The sequence below is a fragment of the uncultured Mobiluncus sp. genome (genome assembly GCF_947254095.1).
In the GTDB taxonomy this organism is placed as follows: domain Bacteria; phylum Actinomycetota; class Actinomycetes; order Actinomycetales; family Actinomycetaceae; genus Mobiluncus.
Window position 1 is genome coordinate 1 of the sequence record NZ_CAMYBV010000006.1, and the last position, 21,143, is coordinate 21,143.

Sequence of the window (21,143 nt, forward strand, 5' to 3'; positions counted from 1 at the left end):
CGAGGATTCTGAATGTGAGGTACACCCCCAAGGCCATCAGCCCATAAATCAGGCCCAGCTCCACCGCACCAATCATATTTTTTCAAATCCTTACGTGTATTCCCAAGGTTCCCCGGTTACGTTCTCGGGGTCGCTCACCCACTAATTAAAACACGAGCCTGACACCCCAGCCAAAATAGGGCCGCGGAAACCTGCGCCTTTCCAACATCGCAACAGCCCACCCCGCTTTTAGGCAGGATGGGCTGTTGTCAAAACACTTCGGTTACTGGTAAACCACCTTGTCGGCTTTAGCCGAAAGCTCAGCGGGAATCGGGTGTCCCTGCTTCTTGGCGGCCTCCGGGTTTATCACCAATAACGGAGTTTTTTGGGCTTCCACCGGCATAGTTGCGGGTTTAGCCTCGCCCTTTAAGATTTTTATCGCCATTTCTCCGGTCTGGTGGCCCAAGGTTGTGTAATCCAGACCTAGCGTCAAAGCCGCACCGTTACTGACCGAACTGGACTCACCAGCCACCGTAAGGATGCCCTTTTCCTCTGCCACCTGCAGCACGGAATCCAACGCGGCTACCACGGTGTTATCGGTAGGAATGAAAATGGCATCGACACCGGTCAGGGTCTGAGCGGCCTGCTGAACTTCGGCGGTATTGGTGATGGTTTTTTCCACCACTTCCAACCCTTGTTTCTTAGCTTCCGCTTTCGCCAATTTGACTTGTACCTGCGAGTTTACCTCTCCGGAGGAATAGATAATGCCCACCTTGTGAGCATCGGGAATCACCTGTTTAACCAGGTCAATCTGTTTAGCCACCGGATTCATATCCGTGGTGCCGGTCACATTGGAACCAGGCTCTTCGTTAGACTTCACCAGCTCCGCGGCCACCGGGTCTGTCACCGCGGTGAACAGTACCGGGGTATCGACCACGTTCTGGGCAATGGACTGAGCCATGGGGGTGGCGATAGCAAACACCAAATCATAATCGCCCGCAGCGTACTTGGAAGCGACGGAGTTCACGTTGGTCTGATCCCCTTGGGCATTGGAAGTGTCATAGGTGACATCCAATCCAGCTTCGCTCAAAGCGGCTTTAAATCCGGCTACCGCCTCGTCCAAGGGCGGGAAACTGGCGTACTGGGCAATGGCGACTTTGTATTTGCCATCGCCGCTGGCAGCACCGCCCTTGGCCCCGTCTGAAGATGAGCAACCTGCCAACGCCAAAGCGGCCATACCGACAACTATTGAGGCAATTATTCTACGCATCAGGAAAATCCTTCGTTTTGGTGAATATTGAAACTCACCATAGCGCTATTCACCTTTTGAAAAAAACTCGTCTCATATATCGAACAGCGGAATCGGCGGGAACCTGACCAGAAAGCAAAAATTACACTGGGCCGACGAATCGGTCTCGCATCCACCGGAAGATAGCCCTGATTCCATCCGCCACCACCGTGTCGGTCACGTTACGTGACATCCAAGAATAAAACCCCATAAAAGCGAAGGTCAAGCGTTCCGTCCAGTTCCCCGAGCGCCAGTCCTTAGGCACCCAGGAAATGCCCTTCAAACGTGCGGCCGAAAAGACTTGTGTATATTGCAAAATCGCTTCCATGCCGTGACGAATTCCCTGACCGCTTTCGCCTTTACCCTGAATCGGCGCTTTCCACGACATATCCATCGAGAAATATGTATCGTTGACGCTGACCGTCGCGAACTCCGCATTGTTAATCAGATTGCGCACGAAATCGATGTCGCGAGTAAAGACGGAGGCGGAGTCAATCACTCGCGACCCCGTCACCAGGCGAACCACATTCGTAACGTCTTTAAAAGGCAGCAGCGCTACGACCGGTCCATACACTTCCGTTTCCAACAGGTTCAATTCCGTGGGCAAATCCGCCACGATGGTCGGTTCAAAGAAAGTCGGGCTAATCTCGGGACGCGGATGGGAACCCGTCAGTACTCGGGCGCCGTTATCGCGAGCCAGTTTCAATACTTTTTCACAATTCTTGACTCGGTCAGGGTACATCATGGAACCCATAGTGGCGTGTGGATTGGTATATCGCCCGACCCGGATTTGTTCCTGGGTATATTGGACCAACATCTGCTCAAATGGTTCGCGCACCGCTTCATGCACAAAAATAACCTCGATAGAGTTTGTGGATTGCCCAGCACTCAGAAAAGCCGAACGGGCGCAGGCTTTCGCCGCGTCCCACAATTTTGCGTCCTCCATCACCAACGCGATTTTTTTGACTGCTCCAAAGCAAGATATGGGCACCGAGTGGCGTGCACACTCCATCGAGATTCGTTGACACATCCGGTTCGGTCCGATGGCCGTGACATAGTCAAGGGCCGGAATGAACTTCATCCCGAACTGCGAAGATTCCGAGACCACAATGCGCCACACGTCCGCCGGCATCCCCGCGTCCACCAGCACTGCTTTCATCAATAAGGCTCCCAGAGCCGCCTGGGGAGTCACAAAGTTGACCACCGCATTGCCGGCCATGATGGGGTTCAAAATATCGCAGACCATCGAAATTGGGTTGTCCGCGGAAGTGAACATTCCCACTACCCCCACCGGGCGGCACCAAATTCGATAGGTTGACCGGGGTACCGCCCCCGCACCCCGACGTGGTTTCCCCAGATACTTCAAATTCCGCTTTATGCCGCGTACCTGGGTAATCATGTAAAAATACTCTGAAGATGCATCCAGCCAGGATTTCCCACTCAACAGCTGATTGAGCCCGATAATCGGTTCGTAATGGCGTACAACTCGTTTCAAAAATCGGTACAGAATGCGCGAACGTGTGTATATGCTCTCTTGTGACCACTGCTCGCTTACGGCATGAGCCCGGAGCACGGATTGTTCCCCATCAGAGAAGGTGGAGCAATGCAGGGTTCCGAAGGGTTCCCATGTCTGGACGTTATACACCGGGGCGTCGGCACCGCTCTCGCCGCGCCCGGCAATGAGCAGGGCGGTCATGAACTTGTCGTCGATGCCCTTGGGGTATTCCATTGTCTCCTCCCTCCTCGTGTAGTCTACTGTTTCATTTCCCGAGCTCGCCCGGAACCGTTACCCTTCGGCGCGCGGTGAGACCGTTGCGGTTCTATACCGGGCCGTGAATCCGATCCCTAATGTGGTGCCTCATATTGCGCCACGCATAAGCAAATACGGTATCCGTAAGCAGAATCGAGGCAATTACCGCGGCACGGCTGGAGAAAAAGCTCCACCGTTCCATCCGGTTACCGGGCTGGAGATCGTTTGAAATCCAGGGATGACCTTCTTGCCTCGCCACGGATTGAATGCGGGAATACTGCAGAATCGACTCCACCCCGTGACGGATACCAGACCCGGTACTCCTGATACCTTGAATCGGGGCTTGCCACGTCGAATACAAACTCATGTAGGAGTCGTTGATGACTACCGTTGCGCCGTCAGCCGCGTGGATGAAATCGCGCATCGTGAACTCGGATCCGGTGTACAGATAGATACAGTAACTGTGCCGAGAGGTGCCCAAGAACCGCGACACTTCTGTTAGGTCTTGGAAAGGCTGCAGATAGATGAGGGGGCCGTGGACTTCATTCTCACAGATTGCGGCGTCTTGCGGCACTCTGGCGAGGATGGTCGGTTCAAAGAAGGACGGTCCCAAGTCTGGGGCAGCGCTGCCGCCTAAGACTAGCTCGGCTCCTCGTTGGACCGCGTCGTCCACAAGTTCTTGAATGGTTTGCGCCCGCTGCGGGGTCAGCATAGAACCCAAGGTGGTGTCAGCAGAATCCAGAGAACCAATAGTGACCTGGTCAGACACGAAATCTTTCAAAGCGAGTTTAAAGTAATCAAAAATCGATTCCTGCACCCAGATGATCTCGGCGCTGTTCACAGTTTGCCCCGCGTGCTGGAAACCGGCGCGGGCCATGGCCCGGACCGCATGATCAAAACGGCAATCGTCGCAAATTACCCCCACGTTGAGTACTTGCAGGAAACCTTTGAAAGGAATCCGGTATTCCTGGCAAACTCTTGAAATCCTGCGTCCCAGCTTTTCCGAGCCCAGAACCGAAACCATATCCAGACCAGGAATGACGGCGCGCCCCGCTTTTGAAGTGGCGTCCGGAATGATTTTCCACAAGCCGTAAGGCATCCCCGCATCCACCAGCATGGCGTGCATCAGTACAGCACCCAAGGCCGCCTGGGGAGTCACAAAGTTGACCACCGCATTGCCTGCCGCAATCGCCTGCAAGACATCGTTGACGGAAGAGAGTGGCCAGTCAGGCGAGGTGAAAATCCCCACTGTACCCAAAGGCCGGTGGTGAACACGCCACCGCGAACCAGGCAGCACTCCTCGGCCGGCCCTGCGTTTGCCCAGCTTACGGCTGCAATATTTGATGTTTTGCGCGGTGGACAGAACGTCGAGGAATTCTTCGTGGGCGTCAATCAGTGACTTGCCGCTGAGCATCTGAGCCAGGGCAACCATTTCGTTTTGGAATTTCCACACTGACTGGGAAAAACGAGCTAAAACTTTGGCGCGCCCATAGGGGCCCATTTCTGTCCAGACCACCTGTGCCGCCTGCACAGTCATCAGAGATTCCTGGGCGTCTTCGGGAGAAGCCGTAGCGACCCGGGTCAGTAACCTTCCGGATTCCACATCGACCACGTCCTTGCGGGGACCGTGCATCCAGGACAAGAATTCTGCCAAGGTGGCAAAGAATCTGTCATCCAAGACATCTGAATGCACCGCGACCCCTCTCCGTAAGTCGACCGTAAGTTACGAACAGCTCTTTGAATTATAGCTAAGACGGAAAGCCAGTATGGTCTTTGCCAAGGTTTAGGTTTAAAGCGGGGTGGGCAGGAAACCGAAGTTTCCTGCCCACCGCTGTGTAATTGACCGCAAGTGATTACGCGATAATCTTGGTCACCTTGCCGGAACCAACGGTACGGCCGCCTTCGCGGATAGCGAAGCCGAGGCCTTCTTCCATAGCGATAGGCTGAATCAATTCCACGCTGATTTCAGTGGTGTCGCCAGGCATAACCATTTCGGTGCCTTCGGGCAGGTGGATAACACCGGTCACGTCGGTGGTGCGGAAGAAGAACTGCGGGCGGTAGCCATCGTAGAAGGACTTGTGACGTCCGCCTTCATCCTTCTTCAAGATGTAGACCTTGCCCTCGAACTTGGTGTGCGGGGTCACGGAACCAGGAATGCAGACAACCTGACCGCGCTCGACCTCTTCACGCTTGGTACCGCGCAGCAGCAGACCACAGTTCTCGCCGGCGTAGGCCTCGTCCATGGACTTGTGGAACATCTCGATACCAGTGACGGTGGTCTTTTGCGTAGGACGAATACCCACGATTTCGACTTCGGCGTTCAACGGCAACTTGCCGCGCTCCACACGACCGGTTACCACGGTGCCGCGGCCGGTAATGGTGAAGACGTCTTCGATAGGCATCAAGAACGGCTTGTCGAGGTCGCGAACGGGCTCAGGAATGTAGGTGTCAACCGCCTCCATGAGCTCTTCAATCTTCTTGGTCCACTCGGCGTCGCCTTCCAGAGCCTTCAGAGCGGACACGTGGATAATCGGACAGTCCCGATCGAAGCCTTGCTTCTCCAGGTCATCGCGAATCTCGTCCTCCACGATTTCCAGCATGTCTTCGTCCACATCCGAGGAATCGCACTTGTTCAAAGCGACCAGGATGGAGGGCACGCCGACCTGCTTGGCCAACAGGATGTGCTCTTTGGTCTGAGCCATCGGGCCATCGGTGGCAGCCACCACGAGGATAGCGCCGTCCATCTGCGCAGCGCCGGTAATCATGTTCTTGATGTAGTCGGCGTGGCCAGGGGCGTCCACGTGAGCGTAATGACGGTTGGGGGTTTCGTATTCAACGTGAGAAACGTTGATGGTGATGCCGCGCTGACGTTCCTCAGGAGCGTTATCCACCTGATCGAAGGGTGTGAACTTGTTTGCGGGCAAATCCGGATACTTCTCAGCCAACACCTTGGTGATAGCTGCAGTCAAAGTAGTCTTGCCGTGGTCAACGTGACCAATGGTGCCGACGTTAACGTGCGGCTTGTCATGAGTATAAGTGCCTTGTGCCACTTCTTTCTTTCCTCCTGGACTTTAGGTAGTTTTGCTCCGTAATAAATAAGCAGATGTCAGATTACCACTATCTTACGGATTTTCCTACCTGGGTTTTTCTTGATTTTTCTTCTTGCGGATTTTGCGGCTTTTTCCTGAAGCGTTCCCGGCGCCCTTCGGGACGCACCCGGCAAACGCGCCGGGAACACTGTGAATAGGAAAAGAACCCTTATGCACCGCGGTTATTGGCGATGATTTCTTCGGAAATCGAACGCGGAACCTCGGCGTAGGAATCGAACTGCATGGTGAACACCGCACGACCCTGCGTCTTGGAACGCAGGTCGCCGATGTAACCAAACATTTCTGACAACGGCACCTTGGCACGAATAACCTTCACGCCCTGGCCGTCATTCATGGAAGCAATGTTGCCACGGCGGGAGTTCAGGTCGCCGATGACATCGCCCATGTACTCCTCAGGAGTACGGACTTCCACATCCATGATGGGTTCCAAGATGACGGGATTCGCCTTCTTGGCGCCTTCCTTGAACACCATGTTGCCGGCAATCTTGAAAGCCATTTCCGAGGAGTCGACTTCGTGGTAAGCACCGTCCTCCAACGTTGCTTTCACGTCCACCATCGGGTATCCAGCCAAAACGCCGGATTCCATAGCCTCGCGGATGCCTGCGTCAACGGAAGGAATGTATTCGCGCGGAACACGACCCCCGGTGACCTTGTCTTCGAAAGCGTAGGTGTTACCCTCGGCCCGTTCTTCCTCGCTCAACGGCTCGAACGTGACCAGCACCTTCGCGAACTGGCCGGAACCACCGGTCTGTTTCTTGTGGGTGTATTCGACCTTCTCGACCTTCTTCTTGATGGTCTCACGGTAAGCCACCATGGGTTTGCCGACGTTAGCTTCCACCTTGAACTCGCGCTTCATCCGATCCACGATGATGTCCAAGTGCAACTCGCCCATACCGCCGATAACGGTCTGTCCGGTTTCCTCGTCCAGACGCACGGTAAAGGTCGGGTCTTCCTCGGCCAGTTTCTGAATGGCAATGCCCATCTTTTCCTGGTCGGCCTTTGACTTCGGTTCCACCGCCACGTGAATCACGGGTTCGGGGAAGGTCATGGATTCCAGCACAATCGGCTTGTCGATAGCACACAGCGTGTCGCCGGTGGTGGTCTCTTTCAAACCGATAAAGGCATAGATGTGACCAGCGTGAGCGACTTCCACCGGATTCTCGTGGTTGGAGTGCATCTGGAACAGCTTGCCCACGCGCTCTTTCTTTCCCTTAGTGGAGTTGTAGATCTGGGTGCCTTGCTCGGCTTTCCCGGAGTACACGCGCACGTAGGTCAGCTTGCCGTAGAACGGGTGCACGGCCACCTTGAAAGCCAAAGCAGCAAAGGGCTCGTTCTCGTCAGGCTTGCGGGATTCGGTTTCGCCTTCCTCCTCGTGACCGGGACGGAAACCGCGAACCTCCTCAACATCCAGCGGGCAGGGCAGGTAGTCGATGACCCCATCCAAGCAGGGCTGCACACCCTTGTTCTTAAAAGCGGAGCCGCCATAGACCGGGTAAATCTCGGAACGGACGGTGCGCGCCCGGATTCCTTGCTTAATCTGGTCAACGCTCAGCTCACCGTTCTCGAGGTAGGCCTCCATCAGCTCGTCGCTGGCCTCAGCAGCCTCTTCGGTAGCGGTCTCCAGGTACTTGGCGGCCTTTTCCTGGTATTCCGCGGGAATGTCTTTGTACTCGACAACGGCGCCCTTGGTTTCGTTACCGTCAGCGTCTTTCTCGGGGAAGTACACGGCTTGCTGACGCAAAACGTCGACGACACCGACAAAGTCGGATTCCGCACCCATCGGGAAAGTCATCACTACCGGACGAGCCCCCAAGCGGTCAATGATGGTCTGAACCGAAAAGTCGAAGTCCGCACCCAGCTTGTCCATCTTGTTGATGAAGCAGATACGCGGCACGTTGTACTTGTCAGCCTGGCGCCACACGGTTTCGGACTGCGGTTCCACGCCTTCCTTACCGTCAAACACCGCTACCGCTCCGTCCAAGACGCGCAGGGAACGTTCCACCTCAACGGTGAAGTCCACGTGTCCGGGAGTGTCGATGATGTTGATTTGATTGTTGTTCCAAAAACAGGTCGTGGCCGCGGAGGTAATGGTGATACCGCGTTCTTGTTCCTGTTCCATCCAGTCCATAGTCGAAGCGCCATCGTGCGTTTCACCGATCTTGTAGTTAATACCGGTGTAGAACAGGATGCGTTCCGTCGTGGTCGTCTTACCAGCATCGATGTGTGCCATGATGCCAATGTTGCGGACCTTCTTAAGGTCAGTTAGCACGTCAAGTGCCACGGGCGTGTCCCTTCGTTAGTATTTGTTATTTCTTAGTAATTCTATAAGTCACTCGGTGCGGGTTACATCCGGAACTTACAGGCAGCGACTGCCCGGCGACTACCAGCGGTAGTGGGCAAAGGCGCGGTTAGCTTCAGCCATCTTGTGAACGTCCTCACGGCGCTTCACCGCGGCACCCAAGCCGTTGGAAGCATCCAAAATTTCGTTCATGAGCCGTTCGGTCATGGTCTTTTCACGACGCTGACGGGAGAAATCCACCAGCCAACGCAGCGCCAAAGTGGTCGCGCGAGAGGCTTTGACTTCCACCGGAACCTGGTAGGTTGCCCCACCGACACGACGGGAACGAACCTCCAAGTGCGGACGAATATTCTCCATAGCGCGCTTGAGCACCACGATGGGGTCCTGCTCGGTCTTGTGAGCCACACCTTGCAGCGCACCATAGACGATGCTCTGAGCCACGGACTTTTTCCCGTCCAACAGGACGCGATTGACGAGCTGGGTGACCAGCGGAGAGTTGTACACCGGGTCAGCAATGAGTGGGCGCTTAGGCGCCGGTCCTTTACGAGGCATTCTTACTTCTTCTCCTTCTTTGCACCGTACTTGGAGCGACCCTGTTTACGGTCGCGCACACCCTGGGTATCGAGAGCGCCGCGCACAATGTGGTAGCGCACACCCGGGAGGTCCTTCACACGGCCACCGCGCACCAGCACGATGGAGTGTTCCTGAAGGTTATGGCCAACGCCGGGAATGTAGGCGCTGACTTCGATGCCGGAAGAAAGACGCACACGAGCGACTTTGCGCAGAGCCGAGTTCGGCTTCTTCGGGGTGGTGGTGTACACACGAGTGCACACGCCACGACGCTGCGGAGAGCCTGCCAAGGCCGGGGTCTTGGACTTCGTGCGCTTGCTGGTACGTCCTTGGTGGACAAGTTGTTCAATAGTTGGCACAGTAACTCCGTTTCTTGAATTTGCTTGGAATCTAAGGCTTTGTAGCCGCCCCGCGGACATAGCTGTACCGTCCGGGGGCCGGTCCGCCTTCCTTTGGTCCTTGGTTCAAGAACGGCATTTCAGGTTGCGTCCGGAGCTCGAACGGAGCGAGCCCGCTGTTCGCGCGAGTTTCTTCGCGCGACTCTGGGTGACTAAAAACAGACACCAAAAAACCATCTTACCAAAACTGCGAACCCGCGACAAAACCAGTCGGTGCGCGGGACAAATCCGGCTGCACTAAAATGAAACCGTGAGCGAAGACCAGCCCAAACCTCAGCCCCCCGAGCCCATCGAACCCGCTGCGGACAGTCCCTTTCTGGCCGCAAGTGCCGCCAAGGAACGCCTCGCCGGGGAAAAGGGCGTGTGGATGCAAGCGACTTTGCTGCCCATGGCGCTGATTGGGGTGTACCTAGTGGTCATCGGTTTGGCAACGAATATATACGGTGCCGTGGCGGGCACCGGTAGCTCCCCCGAGAAAATTTTTGAAGCGCCCTTAGCTCTGGGGCTTTGCGGCCTGATTCTGTGCGTCGCGGAAATTGCCGCCTACCGCCTCCTGGTGGGCTTGTTTGCGAAGCGCCGGGTTACGGAGCTGGCTGCCAAGCCGGCACTGCCCGAAACCCTGGCGGGAATCGCGACGGGGGCGGGGCTGGTGAGCCTGCCGATGCTAATCCTGTGGGCCAGCGGACATTGGAATCTGACCCAGGTCAGTATCGAACCCGGCGTGGGTCTGGGCATAGCCATGGGTCTAGTGTCCTGCGTGTGGGAAGAGCTGCTGTTCCGCGGGGTGATGGTGCGGCTTTTTGACCGAGCCTGGGGGCCGGTGTGGGCCATCACCATGTCCACCGTGGTGTTCGGAGGACTGCACCTGATGAATCCCGGCATGACGGGAATGGGAGTTATCGCCCTGGCACTCAGTGGCGGGCCTCTGCTGGGAGCCGCCTACCTGTGGAAACACCGACTATGGTTCCCCATCGGACTGCATTTTGGATGGAACGCGATGCAGGGCTCCTTTTGGGGGTCGGTCGTGTCCGGTACCGGTGAGCAACACGGGCTGTTGCAAGGTACCTTTGTCGGTCCCGAATGGATTACCGGCGGCAGCGTCGGGGTGGAGGGTTCTTTCCTGACCGCCATCGTTTGCCTGGTCGCTACGACGCTCATCGTGCTACAGATGCGCCGCCACCCTGAAAACCCGGATTTGCCGCAGAAATGAGTGGATTAACTGGGATAACTCGACAGGTTAATGCTTTCACTGGTCGCGATTTTCGGGCAGTTGCGTTTAGACTGTAAACCGATTTGGGGAGGTAATTTTTGTCTGCAGGGTTGGTGGCGTTACTGGACGATGTGGCGGCTTTGGCGAAAGCCGCGGCCACTTCACTTGACGATGTGACAGGAGTGGCGGCCCGAGCCAGCGGCAAGGCGGTTGGGGTCGTGATTGACGATACCGCCGTCACTCCTCAGTACGTAGCGAGGATTGCCCCGAAGCGAGAACTTCCGGTCATCGCCAAGATTGCCCGCGGCTCAATCATCAATAAAGCCGTAATCCTGGTGGTTTCGTTGCTGTTGAATTATTTTCTGCCCGCCGCCCTGACCCCCATCTTGATGGTGGGAGGGGCATATTTGTGCTTTGAGGGTGCCGAAAAAACTTTGGGGCAGATTTTTCACCACCAGACTGGCGCTGCTCACGACACGCCAACCTCAACTAATGCCGCGGAGGAAGAAAAACGCATTGTCCGCGGCGCCACCCGCACGGATCTCATCTTGTCCACCGAAATTATGGTGGTGGCCCTAAACGAGGTCCGCACGCAGAGCCTAGCGATGCAAATCGGGGCCCTAATCGTGGTGGCTTTCCTGATAACGGCGCTGGTTTATGGGGTGGTAGCGCTACTGGTAAAGATGGATGACGTGGGCTTGGCATTGAGCCGCACCCACCACAAGGTCTCTCAGGCTACCGGACGGTTTCTGATTCGCCTGATGCCCGCTATCCTCAAGATTCTCTCCATAGTCGGGGTCGCGGCGATGTTGTGGGTGGGAGGACATCTGTTCTTTAGCGGACTAGCTGAAGTGGGGATGCCTCTCATTTTTGGATTCATGCAGGTTTGTGGTCAGGCGGTGGCGAGTTCTGTACCGGTAGCCAGCGCGGCAGGTGCTTGGCTCACGGAAACCGTATTAGCTATGTTGCTAGGATTTGTTCTCGGTGCCATGGTGACGGTAACGGTTTGGGGTATTAGCGCCATCGTAAAGCGAATCCAGCGGAAAAATCCTCCGGAAGAACTCTAGTGAGGCTCCGCCGCTACAGCGGGATTAGGAGTGCGAGGCAATCCGTTCCAGAGCCGAGTTTTCCACGACCTGTTCCAAACTGTCGTGAATAATCTGGGCGCGCCCCGGCCCAACCCCTTCGATTTCCATCAGTTCTTCGGTGGAAACCTCTAGCAGCTCGGACAAAGTCCCCCACCGGCGCGTAATCGCCTCAACAATATGGGCGGGAAGCCGCGGAATCCGCGCCAACATCCGCAAACCGCGGGCACTCAAAGGAATCTCGAGGATTTCCGAGCCCATTCCACTCACCCCGATGATGCGGGCCACCAGGCTCAAATCCAACAGTTCCGCATCATCCAGTTCGCCTAGGCGATTCACCACCTTTTCCTCTGAGTATTCATCGGGAATGTAGTCACGAATCAACAGGGAACGGTTCACCGCAAAGCCGCGCATCAGCTCTGCTTGCTGCATTTTCAATAGACGCCCATGTTCGCCCAACTGAATCAGCATATCCGACACTTCATGTCCGACCCGACGCACCATTTCTTGACGTTGCACCACCAGCGCCACGTCACGGGCGGTAACCATGTCGTCGATTTCCATAGTGGTCAGCAGGTCTGAGACTTCGTTTAAACGAATCCGATATTTTTCCAAGGTGTCAATCGCCAGAGACGCACGAGTCAGCAGGGTTTCCGGGTCTTCCAGCACGTAGCGTTTATTGCCCAGATACAGCGAAATAGCCCGTAGGGAATGCGATACGGCAATGACCGGGTTGCCGCTTTGCACCGCGACACGGTGAGCCGTGCGGTGGCGCATCCCGGATTCGGTCGTGGGAATGGAGGGGTCAGGAAGCAGCTGGACGTTTGCGCGACGAATTCGCCATTTGTTCGGGTCGATAATGACCGCGCCGTCCATTTTGCACAGTTCGCGCAGCCGTGTGGCCGAGAAATCAATGTCGAACTCAAAACCGTCGGAACAAATCCTTCTGATGTGATCCTCATAGCCCAACACCACCAAGGCACCGGCATGAGCCCGGATGACTCGGTCGAGTCCATCGCGCAGCTCGGTGCCCGGAGCCAGCATGGTAATCACTTCCCGGAATCTCTGCGCGTCGTTCATGGTTTTATCCTACTGTTTTCGTGGGGTTTTCGTGACTGGTTTCCGGCGAGCTTTCCGGCGCGGCGCTGGGGGCAGGGGGCGGCTCCTGCAGGGCAAATACTGTTTCTGGTCCGCTAACGGCTCCGTTCCATACCGCGTTGAGGCGATAGGTCCCCGCCACGGCAGCCTGGCTGGCGGGTGAACAATCCGCGTTATGCACCAGACCGTCCCAGCTCAGGTTCTGTTTCCAAGTCATGCCTCGGTCCAGCAACAGTTGCCGGGTCGGGGCGTCGACGGGCTGGCATTTGGTCGAGTTGTAAATGATTTGGTTGCCCGAAATAATCTGCATCCCCACCTTCGCGGGGTCAATCATCACGGTACAAGCAGTTTTGCCCGCGTTGTGCAGGGTCATCTCGGCTTGGTCCCCGGCCCCGACATTGATTACCGCACTGGGGTGGGTCAGTGTGATTTCCAAGGATTTGTCCGGGCAGGGCTGCGGAGCGGGGAAAGTGCGTTCTTCCATTCGAATCTGATAGGCCTTGGCTTCGGCCGCTTGGGCGGCTTGCCATCGGGTAAAAGCGGCCGCGACCTCGCGAATCACCAGCACCATTCCCACGATGGCCAGAATTACAATCGCTAGGGCAATCAGGCGATTGCGCCGAATTTGGGCCTCAGTGTACTTTGGCGGACGCGGCTTTCCATGGTTTTTCGGCGTTTTTCCGGCGGTTCCCGACTGTGTTTTACGTGCTGTGGCGGTTCCGGACTTCCCGCCGTTTCGGGACACCGTAGAACGCGGCTGTCTATCCGCGCGTTGTCTGTCTGTGTCAGTGTCCACCATGCTCCTAAGTTACGGCTTAGAAACGCAAAACCCGAAAGTCCACGCCGTTAGTTGCTAGAATTTTGTCAAAACGAAGGAGTTTTCATGAGCGCGTCGACAAGGCACCAGTCCTCCGGCAGGGGTTCACGTAGCCAGATTGTGACCCCCCACCAACTCGCAATCACCGGCATCGGTTCCCTGCTTACTTTTGCCTGGTACGCCTCTCCGGATCTTTTCACGGAAAAAAAACCGCGAGCTTTGGTGCGCTTGGGCATCATTCCCGCTTTGACAGCTTTGACCGCTTTGGTGGCGCGGGATACCGTCACCGCGGTACGCGATGACATCGCCTCGGAAAGCCCCGACCAAGAGGCTTGGGAAATGACCAGCGACAACGTGAAATTCGATCCCAAGAATCTGGATTGGCGCGTGTTGATGCTGCTGGGAGCTTTCGGAACGGTATTGCTGGGTTGCAGTATTTGGCTGGAATTCTGGCTGTTTCGCCGGGGTGAACGCCGCCGTCTGTCCGGGGTGAAACTGGCTCATACCCGCCAAGCCATCCCTATCTCCCTGCTGTTTGCCGCGGGTTACCTGGTTGACGACGCGCAGACGAACTGATTGTCAGCGCCGGTTCGAGAGGCAGTTGCCCGCCTGTCTAAGCAGCTTCCGGGGTCGCTCCAGACGAGGATTGAGATTTCGGATCCTCCGGGTCGATAGTGCAGATTTTTTCGATGATCAGCCCGGTTAGCACCATCAATGTCGCGCCGATAACCGCCACAATCTTTCTCCACAGCGTCTCTGCCAGAGCATCGTTTCCCAAGTTCACCAGTATAAAGATGGACTGCGCCCCGAAATAGCCCAGGAAAATGGCCCCGGTGTGCGACAGGGCGAGAGACAGTGCCGCCACCCGAGCGGCCCCCACCGCACTCATCCAAGTCTCCTGACGCTTCTTGAGCCTATGAACGTGCGCCGCCAACCACCCGCTCAAGAGGGAAATAATCAGGGCAACCAAACCGAATTCCACACCGTCACGCGGCAGCGAGGCGCCTTGGTTATACAGGAAGTTCAGCAACGCGGCGCTGAGGCATCCCACCACCACGGTCAGGAGCACCAGTACGACGGGTTTTGTGTGGCTCATCAGTGCCGCCGCTTCCTGACACGCTTCCACTGTGGGGCTGGGACTGCGGGCCGCACGAAGGAAAGTGAGTTCGCGGTCGGAGGGGTGGAATCTTGGCGAATAATGTCGATTTCGGTGTCGTTGTCGACCACGCGAGGCCGGGCGTCCGCGCCGGGCAGGGCGGCTTGCCAAGACGGCAGACCGAAACCGTCCCAGTCCCTGCCCTCCGGCTCGCCCCGCGGGGAGCCTTCGGGCGCGTTCGGGAAATCGGGGACAGAAGGGCGGTCCGGCGCGCTCTGTTCCGGCTTCGTTTCCGGGTCGGTCACCAGCCAATCCGTCCACAGGTTCACGATTCCGTTGGCGTCCTCCGCCCAGGCCGCGAGTTGAGAGACGGAGCGACCTTCCAGAGTCGCGTGCGGGTCAAGCTGGGACCAAGGCACCAAGACAAAAGCTCGTGCGGAGGCCCGCGGGTGGGGCAAGGTCAGGCGCGAATCGTCAGAAGTTACCCCTTCAACGTCAATCACGTCAACATCCAAAGACCGCGCTGCCCAGCGATAGGGACGCTCCCGCCCGTGAGTATCCTCGAGATGATGCGCCAAATCTAACAGCTCGACCGCAGACAAACGCGACCACACTTGCACCACCGCGTTGTAATAATCCGGTTGTGGGGCGGCGCCGGGCTGCAGCACCGGACGAGTCCTAGCTAGGGGCGAGACCTCCACCCGTTCGAACTCCGGGGCCGCCTGCAGGGCGGCCACCACCTCTCGCAGTGTTCCCAGCGGATTGCCCAAGTTCGCACCCAAAGCCAAAACTGCGGGGCGGGCCTGCTCGGGGCGTAAGGTCAGGTTGGCGGGATAATCAGCTAGGTGCGCTGCAAAATCCGCCTGCGTGCGCAAGATGCGTATCGCCACGTCTTCGAATTGCACATCCATGCAGGCATGAGGCTTATGCAAGGTGACTTGAACCGCCGCAATGCGCGAATCCTCCAGCACAGACAGGGCGATGTGTGTAGCCAGACGCTCAATCAGGGAGGCGCTTTTCCCTTCAATGACCGCGACAATCTTTTCAGCCACGACTGAGTAATCGACGGTGTGGGCGACGTCATCCGAGCTGGCGGCCCGGCGGGAATCGAACCACAGAGTTAGGTCGACCGAAAAATCCTGGGGAGCGTGATGCTCTGATTCCAAAACTCCGTGAATGCCCCGCGCGAAAATCCCGCGCAGCGTGATGGAATCAAGCCCGTCCAAACTGTCAACCACGTCAACAGAACGCCCAAGGACATCTCGCGGAGAATCTGGTCCGGGAGCATGGTGTAAAGTCATCTGTAAAACTGCCTCTCAACAGGGATGATGGTGGTCATCAAGGAGAGCCGCCGCCCTGACAGCCACCGCTGCCGGAGCCACGTTGTGTACACGCACCGCCCAAACCCTGTGCAGCGCGCAGTACATGGAAACTGCCGCGGTGGCATCGTCGCGAGGATGGCGGTCACTGGCCGCCGTCTCCAAATCCGCTAAATATCGTTTTCGTGACGGACCGATAAGCACCGGGTAGCCACGGTGTAAAAACACGTCTAGGTTCGCCAGCACCTCCCAGTCCTGCTCACCGACCTTGGAAAACCCCAGGCCGGGATCGATGATGACCCGGCGCATATCAATACCGCTGTGGCGCATGAGTTCCAGGCGCGCCTCCACCTCATGCCAGGTTTCCCCAGCCACATCGTCATAGACGGCCAACTCGTTGGCCATCTCTGGACTGCCCCGCCAGTGCTGGCAAATATAGCTCAGCTGCGGGTAGCGCAGCTGTAGCTCAGCCACCGTGGCAAACATGGAGTCGTCCACGATTCCGCCCGAGACATCGTTGATGATGCTGGCTCCCGCTTCCGCGGCCGCCTGGGCAGTTTTCGCGTGCAGGGTATCCACCGAGACAGTCACGCCGGCCGCTACCAACTTTGTGATGACCGGCAGGACACGGGTGATTTCTTCCTCAACTTCCACAGGTTTGCGACCCGGCGCGGTCGATTCGCCGCCCACGTCAACCAGGTCAGCTCCCTGCTCCGTCATTTCCAGGGCGTGAGCCACCGCCCGGCTCGAATCAAGCCATTTTCCGCCGTCCGAAAAAGAATTCGGGGTTACGTTCAAAACCCCCATCACCAGGGTGCGCTGGGGGTGCAGATAATCCGGCAACGCTGGTGCCGATGGGGCGGGCTGGGTCCCGACTGAAACAGCCATCATATGCCTCTCTCTCCCTTTTTTCTGGACCGGCCCGGGCAACCCGAACCGAGTCCACGGCGTCCTAGTCCGCAGACAAAATGAGACTCATCGCTTCAGAACGAGTTGTGCTGGAGTGTTCCATCACCCCGCGCACCGCGGAAGTCGTGGTGCGAGCCCCCGGCTTCTTTACCCCGCGCACCGTCATGCACATATGTTCGGCCTGCAGCACCACGATGACCCCCTGCGGCTGGAGCACCTGCCACACCGCGTCAGCGATTTGCTGGGTCAGGCGTTCTTGCACCTGCAAACGGTGAGCGTACCCGTCCACCAGCCGCGCTAGCTTGGACAGTCCCGTAATCCGTTTTCCCTGCGGGATATAGCCCACGTGCGCCAGGCCCACGAACGGCAGCAGGTGGTGTTCACACATAGAGTTGAACGGGATGTCTTTGACCAAAACAAGGTCGTTGTGCTCCACCGGAAACATTCGCTCCAGATGCTTACGCGGGTCCTCTCGGTAGCCTTGCAGCAGCTCCGCAAAAGAGCGGGCCATCCGGTCCGGAGTTTCACGCAAGCCCTCACGGTCGGGGTCTTCCCCCACCGCCACCAACAGATCCCGGATAGCCCGGGTCACCCCTTCGGGGTCATAGGTCGCGTTCATTCGTTTTCATCCTCACTAGGTGCTGGCACAGGTTCCTCATTCGGGTTTTCGTTCGGAGGCAGCGGGTCAGTGTCGTCGAGAATGCGCACCTCGTGCTCTATCCTGACCGGCGGAATCGGCAGGCTCAAATCAGCCGGAGTTGCGTCGTTCGGTTGTGAACCTGCCGGGTTTTCCTCGGACTTCACTTCCCCCTGCCCAAATGGCACGGTTCCCCCGAGCCCAGAATCCGCCAACGGGCGGTCGGCGCCATCCAAAGCGAAACCTTCTCCTGACTCAGCGCTGGCTTTGGCGTTACGAATTCTCACGGCTTCCGGAATCTCGATGGGTCCCCGGTCGTGAGAGGTTAGCCCTTCATAAGACTGCCAGACGGTGCGGCGCGGGGCTTTCTTAACATCTTTAAAGATAACGTCCAAGGCTTTCTCGTCCAGAGTTTCTTCCTCCAGCAAACGGCGTGCCAGCGTATCCAAAATGTCACGATTCTCGGTAATGATGGACCAGGCTTCCCGCGTGGCGGCTTCCATCAAATCTTGCACCTCCGCGTCGATAGCATGGGCGGTGGAATCGGAATACTCTTGCGCTTTACCATATTCCATGCCCACAAAAGGTTCATCGTGGGAGCTGCCGTAACGAACCGCCCCCAGCCCGGCCGACAAGCCCCAGCGGGTCACCATCTTGCGGGCGATAGCGGTGGCATTTTCAATGTCATTAGACGCCCCGGTAGAGGGATCTTGAAACACAATTTCCTCTACGACTCGCCCTCCCATAGCGTAAACCAGCTGGTCCAACAGCTGGTTACGGGTCTCGGAATAGCGATCCTCGGTGGGCATGACCATGGTGTAGCCCAAGGCATGTCCACGGGGCAGAATCGTCACTTTCGTCACGGGGTCGGAATAGTTCGATGCCGCGGCGCACAAGGCGTGACCACCCTCGTGGTAGGCAGTGACCAGTTTGTCGTGGTCGTTCATAATCCGGGAATGCTTCTGGGGCCCGGCAATAACCCGATCCACCGCTTCATCGAGATCGTGAGCGGTAATAACTTCCCGACTGTGACGTGCCGCAAGCAAAGCCGCTTCGTTCAAAACATTGGCCAAATCCGCGCCGGTGAATCCCGGGGAGCGCTTGGCCAGTGATTTCATATCCACCTCGGGAGCCAGGGGCTTGTTCTTGGAGTGAACCGCTAAAATCGCTTCGCGTCCCTTTAAATCCGGGGCTTCAACCGCCACCTGACGGTCAAAACGACCGGGGCGCAGCAAAGCCGGATCGAGCACATCGGCACGGTTCGTAGCGGCAATCATAATGACGTTGGTGCGTTCGTCGAATCCGTCCATCTCTACCAGCAGCTGGTTCAAGGTTTGTTCACGTTCATCGTGACCCCCACCCAAGCCGGTGCCGCGGTGACGACCTACCGCGTCAATCTCGTCAACAAAAATGATGGCCGGAGCCGCCGCCCGCGCCTGCTCAAACAAATCCCGCACTCGGGAGGCACCCATACCTACGAACATCTCGACGAACTCGGAACCGCTCATCGAAAAGAACGGCACCCCGGCTTCTCCGGCAACCGCGCGAGCCAACAGGGTCTTACCGGTGCCGGGAGGACCGTAGAGCAGCACCCCCTTGGGAATTTTCGCCCCGAGCTTGTGGAACTTTTCGGGCTCCGCCAGGAACTCTTTGATTTCCTCCAATTCCTCCACAGCCTCTTTGACGCCCGCAACGTCTGCGAACGTCACTTTCGTTTCGTCCTCTTTGTTGAACATTCGAGGCTTGGCTCGACCCATTCCGAGGGGACCCATCCCCCCGCCCATGCGCGAAACAAACCAGAAAAACACCACAAAGATGATAATCATCGGCACCATCAAAGTGAGCATGGACTCCCACCAGGAGGACACCGGATAGATAGAATCGAAACCCTTCTTTGGTTTCGCGTCAGCTACCGCGTTCGCAACCGTCTCCGCTTGGGGACGAACATAAGAAAAAGAAACCTTTTTACCCGCGTCCGCATTCGGTTTCATCCCGAAAGGACCGTCTTTGGGCAGATAAACCCGCGGACGTTGGTAGGACTTGGTCAACTCCATACTGACGGTCTGGGTGCCATCGTTGATAACGACTTTTTCAACGGTGCTGCCCCGCAACAACGTCAAACCTTCGTCGGTGGTAATGCGAGTGGGACCGCCTTGGGCAGAAAAAACCATGAAAGCCACAATTATTGCGATGACTACAAAGGCCGCGATGCCGCCAGAGATTTGTTTTTTCTTTGGAGTTTTATTCGTCTTGTCCATGTTCACTTTTCCGTTATCCGGTACAACACCTTAAGCCTACCAAACAGCTATAAAATGGATGCATTCCCCCAGTTTTACGCCAACTATAAAGAGAGCATCATGAAGATTGTTATCGCGGCTGATTCTTATCCCCCAGACGTGAGTGGGAATGCGATTTTTTCTCAGAACTTAGCTCGCGGGCTGCGTGCTCGGGGTCACAGCGTTCACATAATCGCTCCTTCCCCGGTTTCCCGACCGTATATCACCAACGTTGCGGGTATTTCCGAGCATCGGATGCGCTCCCACGAATTTGCCTATCTCCGGGGTCTCACGCTGAGCGTGCCTTGGGAAATTAACAGCACCGTGCGCCGGATTCTGCAGGGTATAAACCCCGATGTAGTACACGTGCAATCCCACCTCAGTGTGGGCCGGGTTGTGTGCAAATACGCCAACGAATTGGGGCTGCCGTTGGTCGTGACAAACCACTTCACCCCGGAAAACCTTCTTGACCGCATCTCTTGCTGCGTACCAAAGTTCATCGGCAAGCTGCTGGCGGATATGGCCTGGTGGGACCTGGCAAATGTGTTTCAACGAGCTGATCGCCTGGTCGCTCCCAGCCCTGCCGCTATCGCGGTCATGAAAGAACACGCACATCTGGGCGGTGGCATCTCCATCAGCAACGGGGTGAATCTGCCTGTGTACCAAGCTGCCGCTCAAAAGGCTGAAAAAGACCCAATCCCCCACCTTCTGTACGTGGGACGCCTAGAAAAACAGAAACACGTGGACGACATCATCACCGCTTTGGCCCTGCTGCAGCCCTCCACCAAACTGCACTTTGACATTGTGGGAACTGGCACGAAAAAGGAAGATTTGCGGCGGAAAGCTGCGGAACTACGGGTCATAGACCGGGTTACTTTCCATGGTTACCTGGACGACGATGCCCTCATTGAGATGTATGCACGCAGCGATATTTTTGTCAATGCCTCCACTGGGGAACTGCAGTCTTTGGCGACTTTGGAGGCACTGAGTTCGGGGATTCCGGTAATCTTGGCTAATGCGGTAGGGCTGCCGCACTTGGTGAGTCCCGGTGTCAACGGCTACCTGTTCCAGCCCGGAGATGTCGAGGCTCTCTCCGATTACCTGGAAGACCTGGCTTTGAATGAGCAAAAACGCAAGTTTATGGGCAAGATGAGCCTAGATATAGCCAAACCCCACGACTTTGAAAAAACTCTGGACAACTACGAAGCCCTGTACCGCTCTGCCCAGGAAGAAAACGCGAAAGTGCGCCAGCATCTGGACGCCATCGATCCCGACTACGTATTCCCCCAGGAATAGCCGCGC

At 56.9% G+C, this 21,143-nt stretch carries 18 protein-coding genes; 4 read left to right on the forward strand and 14 right to left on the reverse strand.

Annotation, left to right across the window (positions count from 1 at the left end; translation table 11 throughout):
- Window positions 1-262 precede the first annotated feature (262 nt).
- The 7 genes from Q0X47_RS02970 to rpsL form a co-directional block, all read right to left on the reverse strand.
- The gene (locus Q0X47_RS02970; RefSeq protein WP_297722747.1) at window positions 263-1,249 is read right to left on the reverse strand and encodes an ABC transporter substrate-binding protein; all 987 of its coding nucleotides are present in this window, start codon (window positions 1,247-1,249) and stop codon (window positions 263-265) included.
- A 121-nt stretch (window positions 1,250-1,370) separates the two neighbouring features.
- Window positions 1,371-2,996, reverse strand: coding sequence for an aldehyde dehydrogenase family protein (locus Q0X47_RS02975; protein ID WP_297722749.1), 1,626 nt, complete (start codon window positions 2,994-2,996; stop codon window positions 1,371-1,373).
- A 91-nt stretch (window positions 2,997-3,087) separates the two neighbouring features.
- Complete coding sequence (locus tag Q0X47_RS02980) at window positions 3,088-4,710, reverse strand: aldehyde dehydrogenase (RefSeq protein ID WP_297722751.1); 1,623 nt, start codon at window positions 4,708-4,710, stop codon at window positions 3,088-3,090.
- 160 nt (window positions 4,711-4,870) lie between these two features.
- The gene (tuf, locus tag Q0X47_RS02985) at window positions 4,871-6,067 is read right to left on the reverse strand and encodes an elongation factor Tu (protein ID WP_297722753.1); all 1,197 of its coding nucleotides are present in this window, start codon (window positions 6,065-6,067) and stop codon (window positions 4,871-4,873) included.
- Window positions 6,068-6,275: 208 nt separating this feature from the next.
- Window positions 6,276-8,408 (reverse strand): elongation factor G, encoded by a 2,133-nt coding sequence (gene fusA, locus Q0X47_RS02990; protein ID WP_297722755.1) that lies wholly within the window; start codon window positions 8,406-8,408, stop codon window positions 6,276-6,278.
- Between the two features lie 99 nt (window positions 8,409-8,507).
- Window positions 8,508-8,978: a 30S ribosomal protein S7 gene (gene rpsG, locus Q0X47_RS02995; RefSeq protein WP_296179357.1), complete on the reverse strand. Its 471-nt coding sequence runs from the start codon at window positions 8,976-8,978 to the stop codon at window positions 8,508-8,510.
- Between the two features lie 2 nt (window positions 8,979-8,980).
- On the reverse strand, window positions 8,981-9,355 hold the full coding sequence (gene rpsL, locus Q0X47_RS03000) for a 30S ribosomal protein S12 (protein WP_004008363.1): 375 nt from the start codon (window positions 9,353-9,355) through the stop codon (window positions 8,981-8,983).
- Window positions 9,356-9,644: 289 nt separating this feature from the next.
- Here rpsL and Q0X47_RS03005 point away from each other — a divergent pair, with 289 nt between their 5' ends.
- Complete coding sequence (locus Q0X47_RS03005) at window positions 9,645-10,604, forward strand: CPBP family intramembrane glutamic endopeptidase (protein ID WP_297722757.1); 960 nt, start codon at window positions 9,645-9,647, stop codon at window positions 10,602-10,604.
- A 98-nt stretch (window positions 10,605-10,702) separates the two neighbouring features.
- Window positions 10,703-11,671: a DUF808 domain-containing protein gene (locus tag Q0X47_RS03010; protein ID WP_297722759.1), complete on the forward strand. Its 969-nt coding sequence runs from the start codon at window positions 10,703-10,705 to the stop codon at window positions 11,669-11,671.
- A 24-nt stretch (window positions 11,672-11,695) separates the two neighbouring features.
- On the opposite strand, the gene disA is transcribed toward Q0X47_RS03010, so the two are convergent.
- A complete protein-coding gene (gene disA / locus Q0X47_RS03015; RefSeq protein WP_297722761.1) occupies window positions 11,696-12,769 on the reverse strand; it encodes a DNA integrity scanning diadenylate cyclase DisA in 1,074 nt (357 codons plus the stop codon).
- Between the two features lie 4 nt (window positions 12,770-12,773).
- Complete coding sequence (locus Q0X47_RS03020; protein ID WP_297722763.1) at window positions 12,774-13,586, reverse strand: hypothetical protein; 813 nt, start codon at window positions 13,584-13,586, stop codon at window positions 12,774-12,776.
- An 84-nt stretch (window positions 13,587-13,670) separates the two neighbouring features.
- Here Q0X47_RS03020 and Q0X47_RS03025 point away from each other — a divergent pair, with 84 nt between their 5' ends.
- Window positions 13,671-14,180, forward strand: a complete 510-nt coding sequence (locus Q0X47_RS03025; RefSeq protein ID WP_297722765.1) for a hypothetical protein — start codon at window positions 13,671-13,673, stop codon at window positions 14,178-14,180.
- A gap of 37 nt (window positions 14,181-14,217) precedes the next feature.
- Here the strand turns inward: Q0X47_RS03025 and Q0X47_RS03030 are convergent, their stop codons facing one another.
- The 5 genes from Q0X47_RS03030 to ftsH form a co-directional block, all read right to left on the reverse strand.
- Window positions 14,218-14,700, reverse strand: coding sequence for a DUF3180 domain-containing protein (locus Q0X47_RS03030; RefSeq protein WP_297722767.1), 483 nt, complete (start codon window positions 14,698-14,700; stop codon window positions 14,218-14,220).
- A complete protein-coding gene (gene folK / locus Q0X47_RS03035) occupies window positions 14,700-16,001 on the reverse strand; it encodes a 2-amino-4-hydroxy-6-hydroxymethyldihydropteridine diphosphokinase (RefSeq protein WP_297722769.1) in 1,302 nt (433 codons plus the stop codon). Before folK ends, Q0X47_RS03030 begins: the two co-directional genes overlap by 1 nt.
- A 15-nt stretch (window positions 16,002-16,016) precedes the next feature.
- Entirely contained in the window at window positions 16,017-16,907 is an 891-nt protein-coding gene (gene folP, locus Q0X47_RS03040) for a dihydropteroate synthase (RefSeq protein WP_367178281.1), read from the reverse strand.
- A 64-nt stretch (window positions 16,908-16,971) separates the two neighbouring features.
- Window positions 16,972-17,547, reverse strand: a complete 576-nt coding sequence (folE, locus tag Q0X47_RS03045; protein WP_297722773.1) for a GTP cyclohydrolase I FolE — start codon at window positions 17,545-17,547, stop codon at window positions 16,972-16,974.
- Window positions 17,544-19,823 (reverse strand): ATP-dependent zinc metalloprotease FtsH, encoded by a 2,280-nt coding sequence (ftsH, locus tag Q0X47_RS03050; RefSeq protein ID WP_297722775.1) that lies wholly within the window; start codon window positions 19,821-19,823, stop codon window positions 17,544-17,546. The genes folE and ftsH overlap by 4 nt, the downstream gene beginning before the upstream one ends.
- Before the next feature lie 54 nt (window positions 19,824-19,877).
- Between ftsH and Q0X47_RS03055 the strand changes: the two genes are divergently transcribed.
- Complete coding sequence (locus tag Q0X47_RS03055; RefSeq protein ID WP_297722777.1) at window positions 19,878-21,137, forward strand: glycosyltransferase; 1,260 nt, start codon at window positions 19,878-19,880, stop codon at window positions 21,135-21,137.
- Window positions 21,138-21,143: the final 6 nt, after the last annotated feature.

Bases quoted from the DNA above. Each gene is read 5' to 3' on its own strand.
- Q0X47_RS03025 (WP_297722765.1), top strand. From the start codon at position 13,671: ATGAGCGCGTCGACAAGGCACCAGTCCTCCGGCAGGGGTTCACGTAGC.
- Q0X47_RS02970 (WP_297722747.1), bottom strand. From the start codon at position 1,249: ATGCGTAGAATAATTGCCTCAATAGTTGTCGGTATGGCCGCTTTGGCG.
- disA (WP_297722761.1), bottom strand. From the start codon at position 12,769: ATGAACGACGCGCAGAGATTCCGGGAAGTGATTACCATGCTGGCTCCG.
- folK (WP_297722769.1), bottom strand. From the start codon at position 16,001: ATGACTTTACACCATGCTCCCGGACCAGATTCTCCGCGAGATGTCCTT.
- Q0X47_RS03020 (WP_297722763.1), bottom strand. From the start codon at position 13,586: ATGGTGGACACTGACACAGACAGACAACGCGCGGATAGACAGCCGCGT.
- Q0X47_RS03030 (WP_297722767.1), bottom strand. From the start codon at position 14,700: ATGAGCCACACAAAACCCGTCGTACTGGTGCTCCTGACCGTGGTGGTG.
- Q0X47_RS02975 (WP_297722749.1), bottom strand. From the start codon at position 2,996: ATGGAATACCCCAAGGGCATCGACGACAAGTTCATGACCGCCCTGCTC.
- Q0X47_RS03055 (WP_297722777.1), top strand. From the start codon at position 19,878: ATGGATGCATTCCCCCAGTTTTACGCCAACTATAAAGAGAGCATCATG.
- folE (WP_297722773.1), bottom strand. From the start codon at position 17,547: ATGAACGCGACCTATGACCCCGAAGGGGTGACCCGGGCTATCCGGGAT.
- folP (WP_367178281.1), bottom strand. From the start codon at position 16,907: ATGGCTGTTTCAGTCGGGACCCAGCCCGCCCCATCGGCACCAGCGTTG.
- rpsG (WP_296179357.1), bottom strand. From the start codon at position 8,978: ATGCCTCGTAAAGGACCGGCGCCTAAGCGCCCACTCATTGCTGACCCG.
- ftsH (WP_297722775.1), bottom strand. From the start codon at position 19,823: ATGGACAAGACGAATAAAACTCCAAAGAAAAAACAAATCTCTGGCGGC.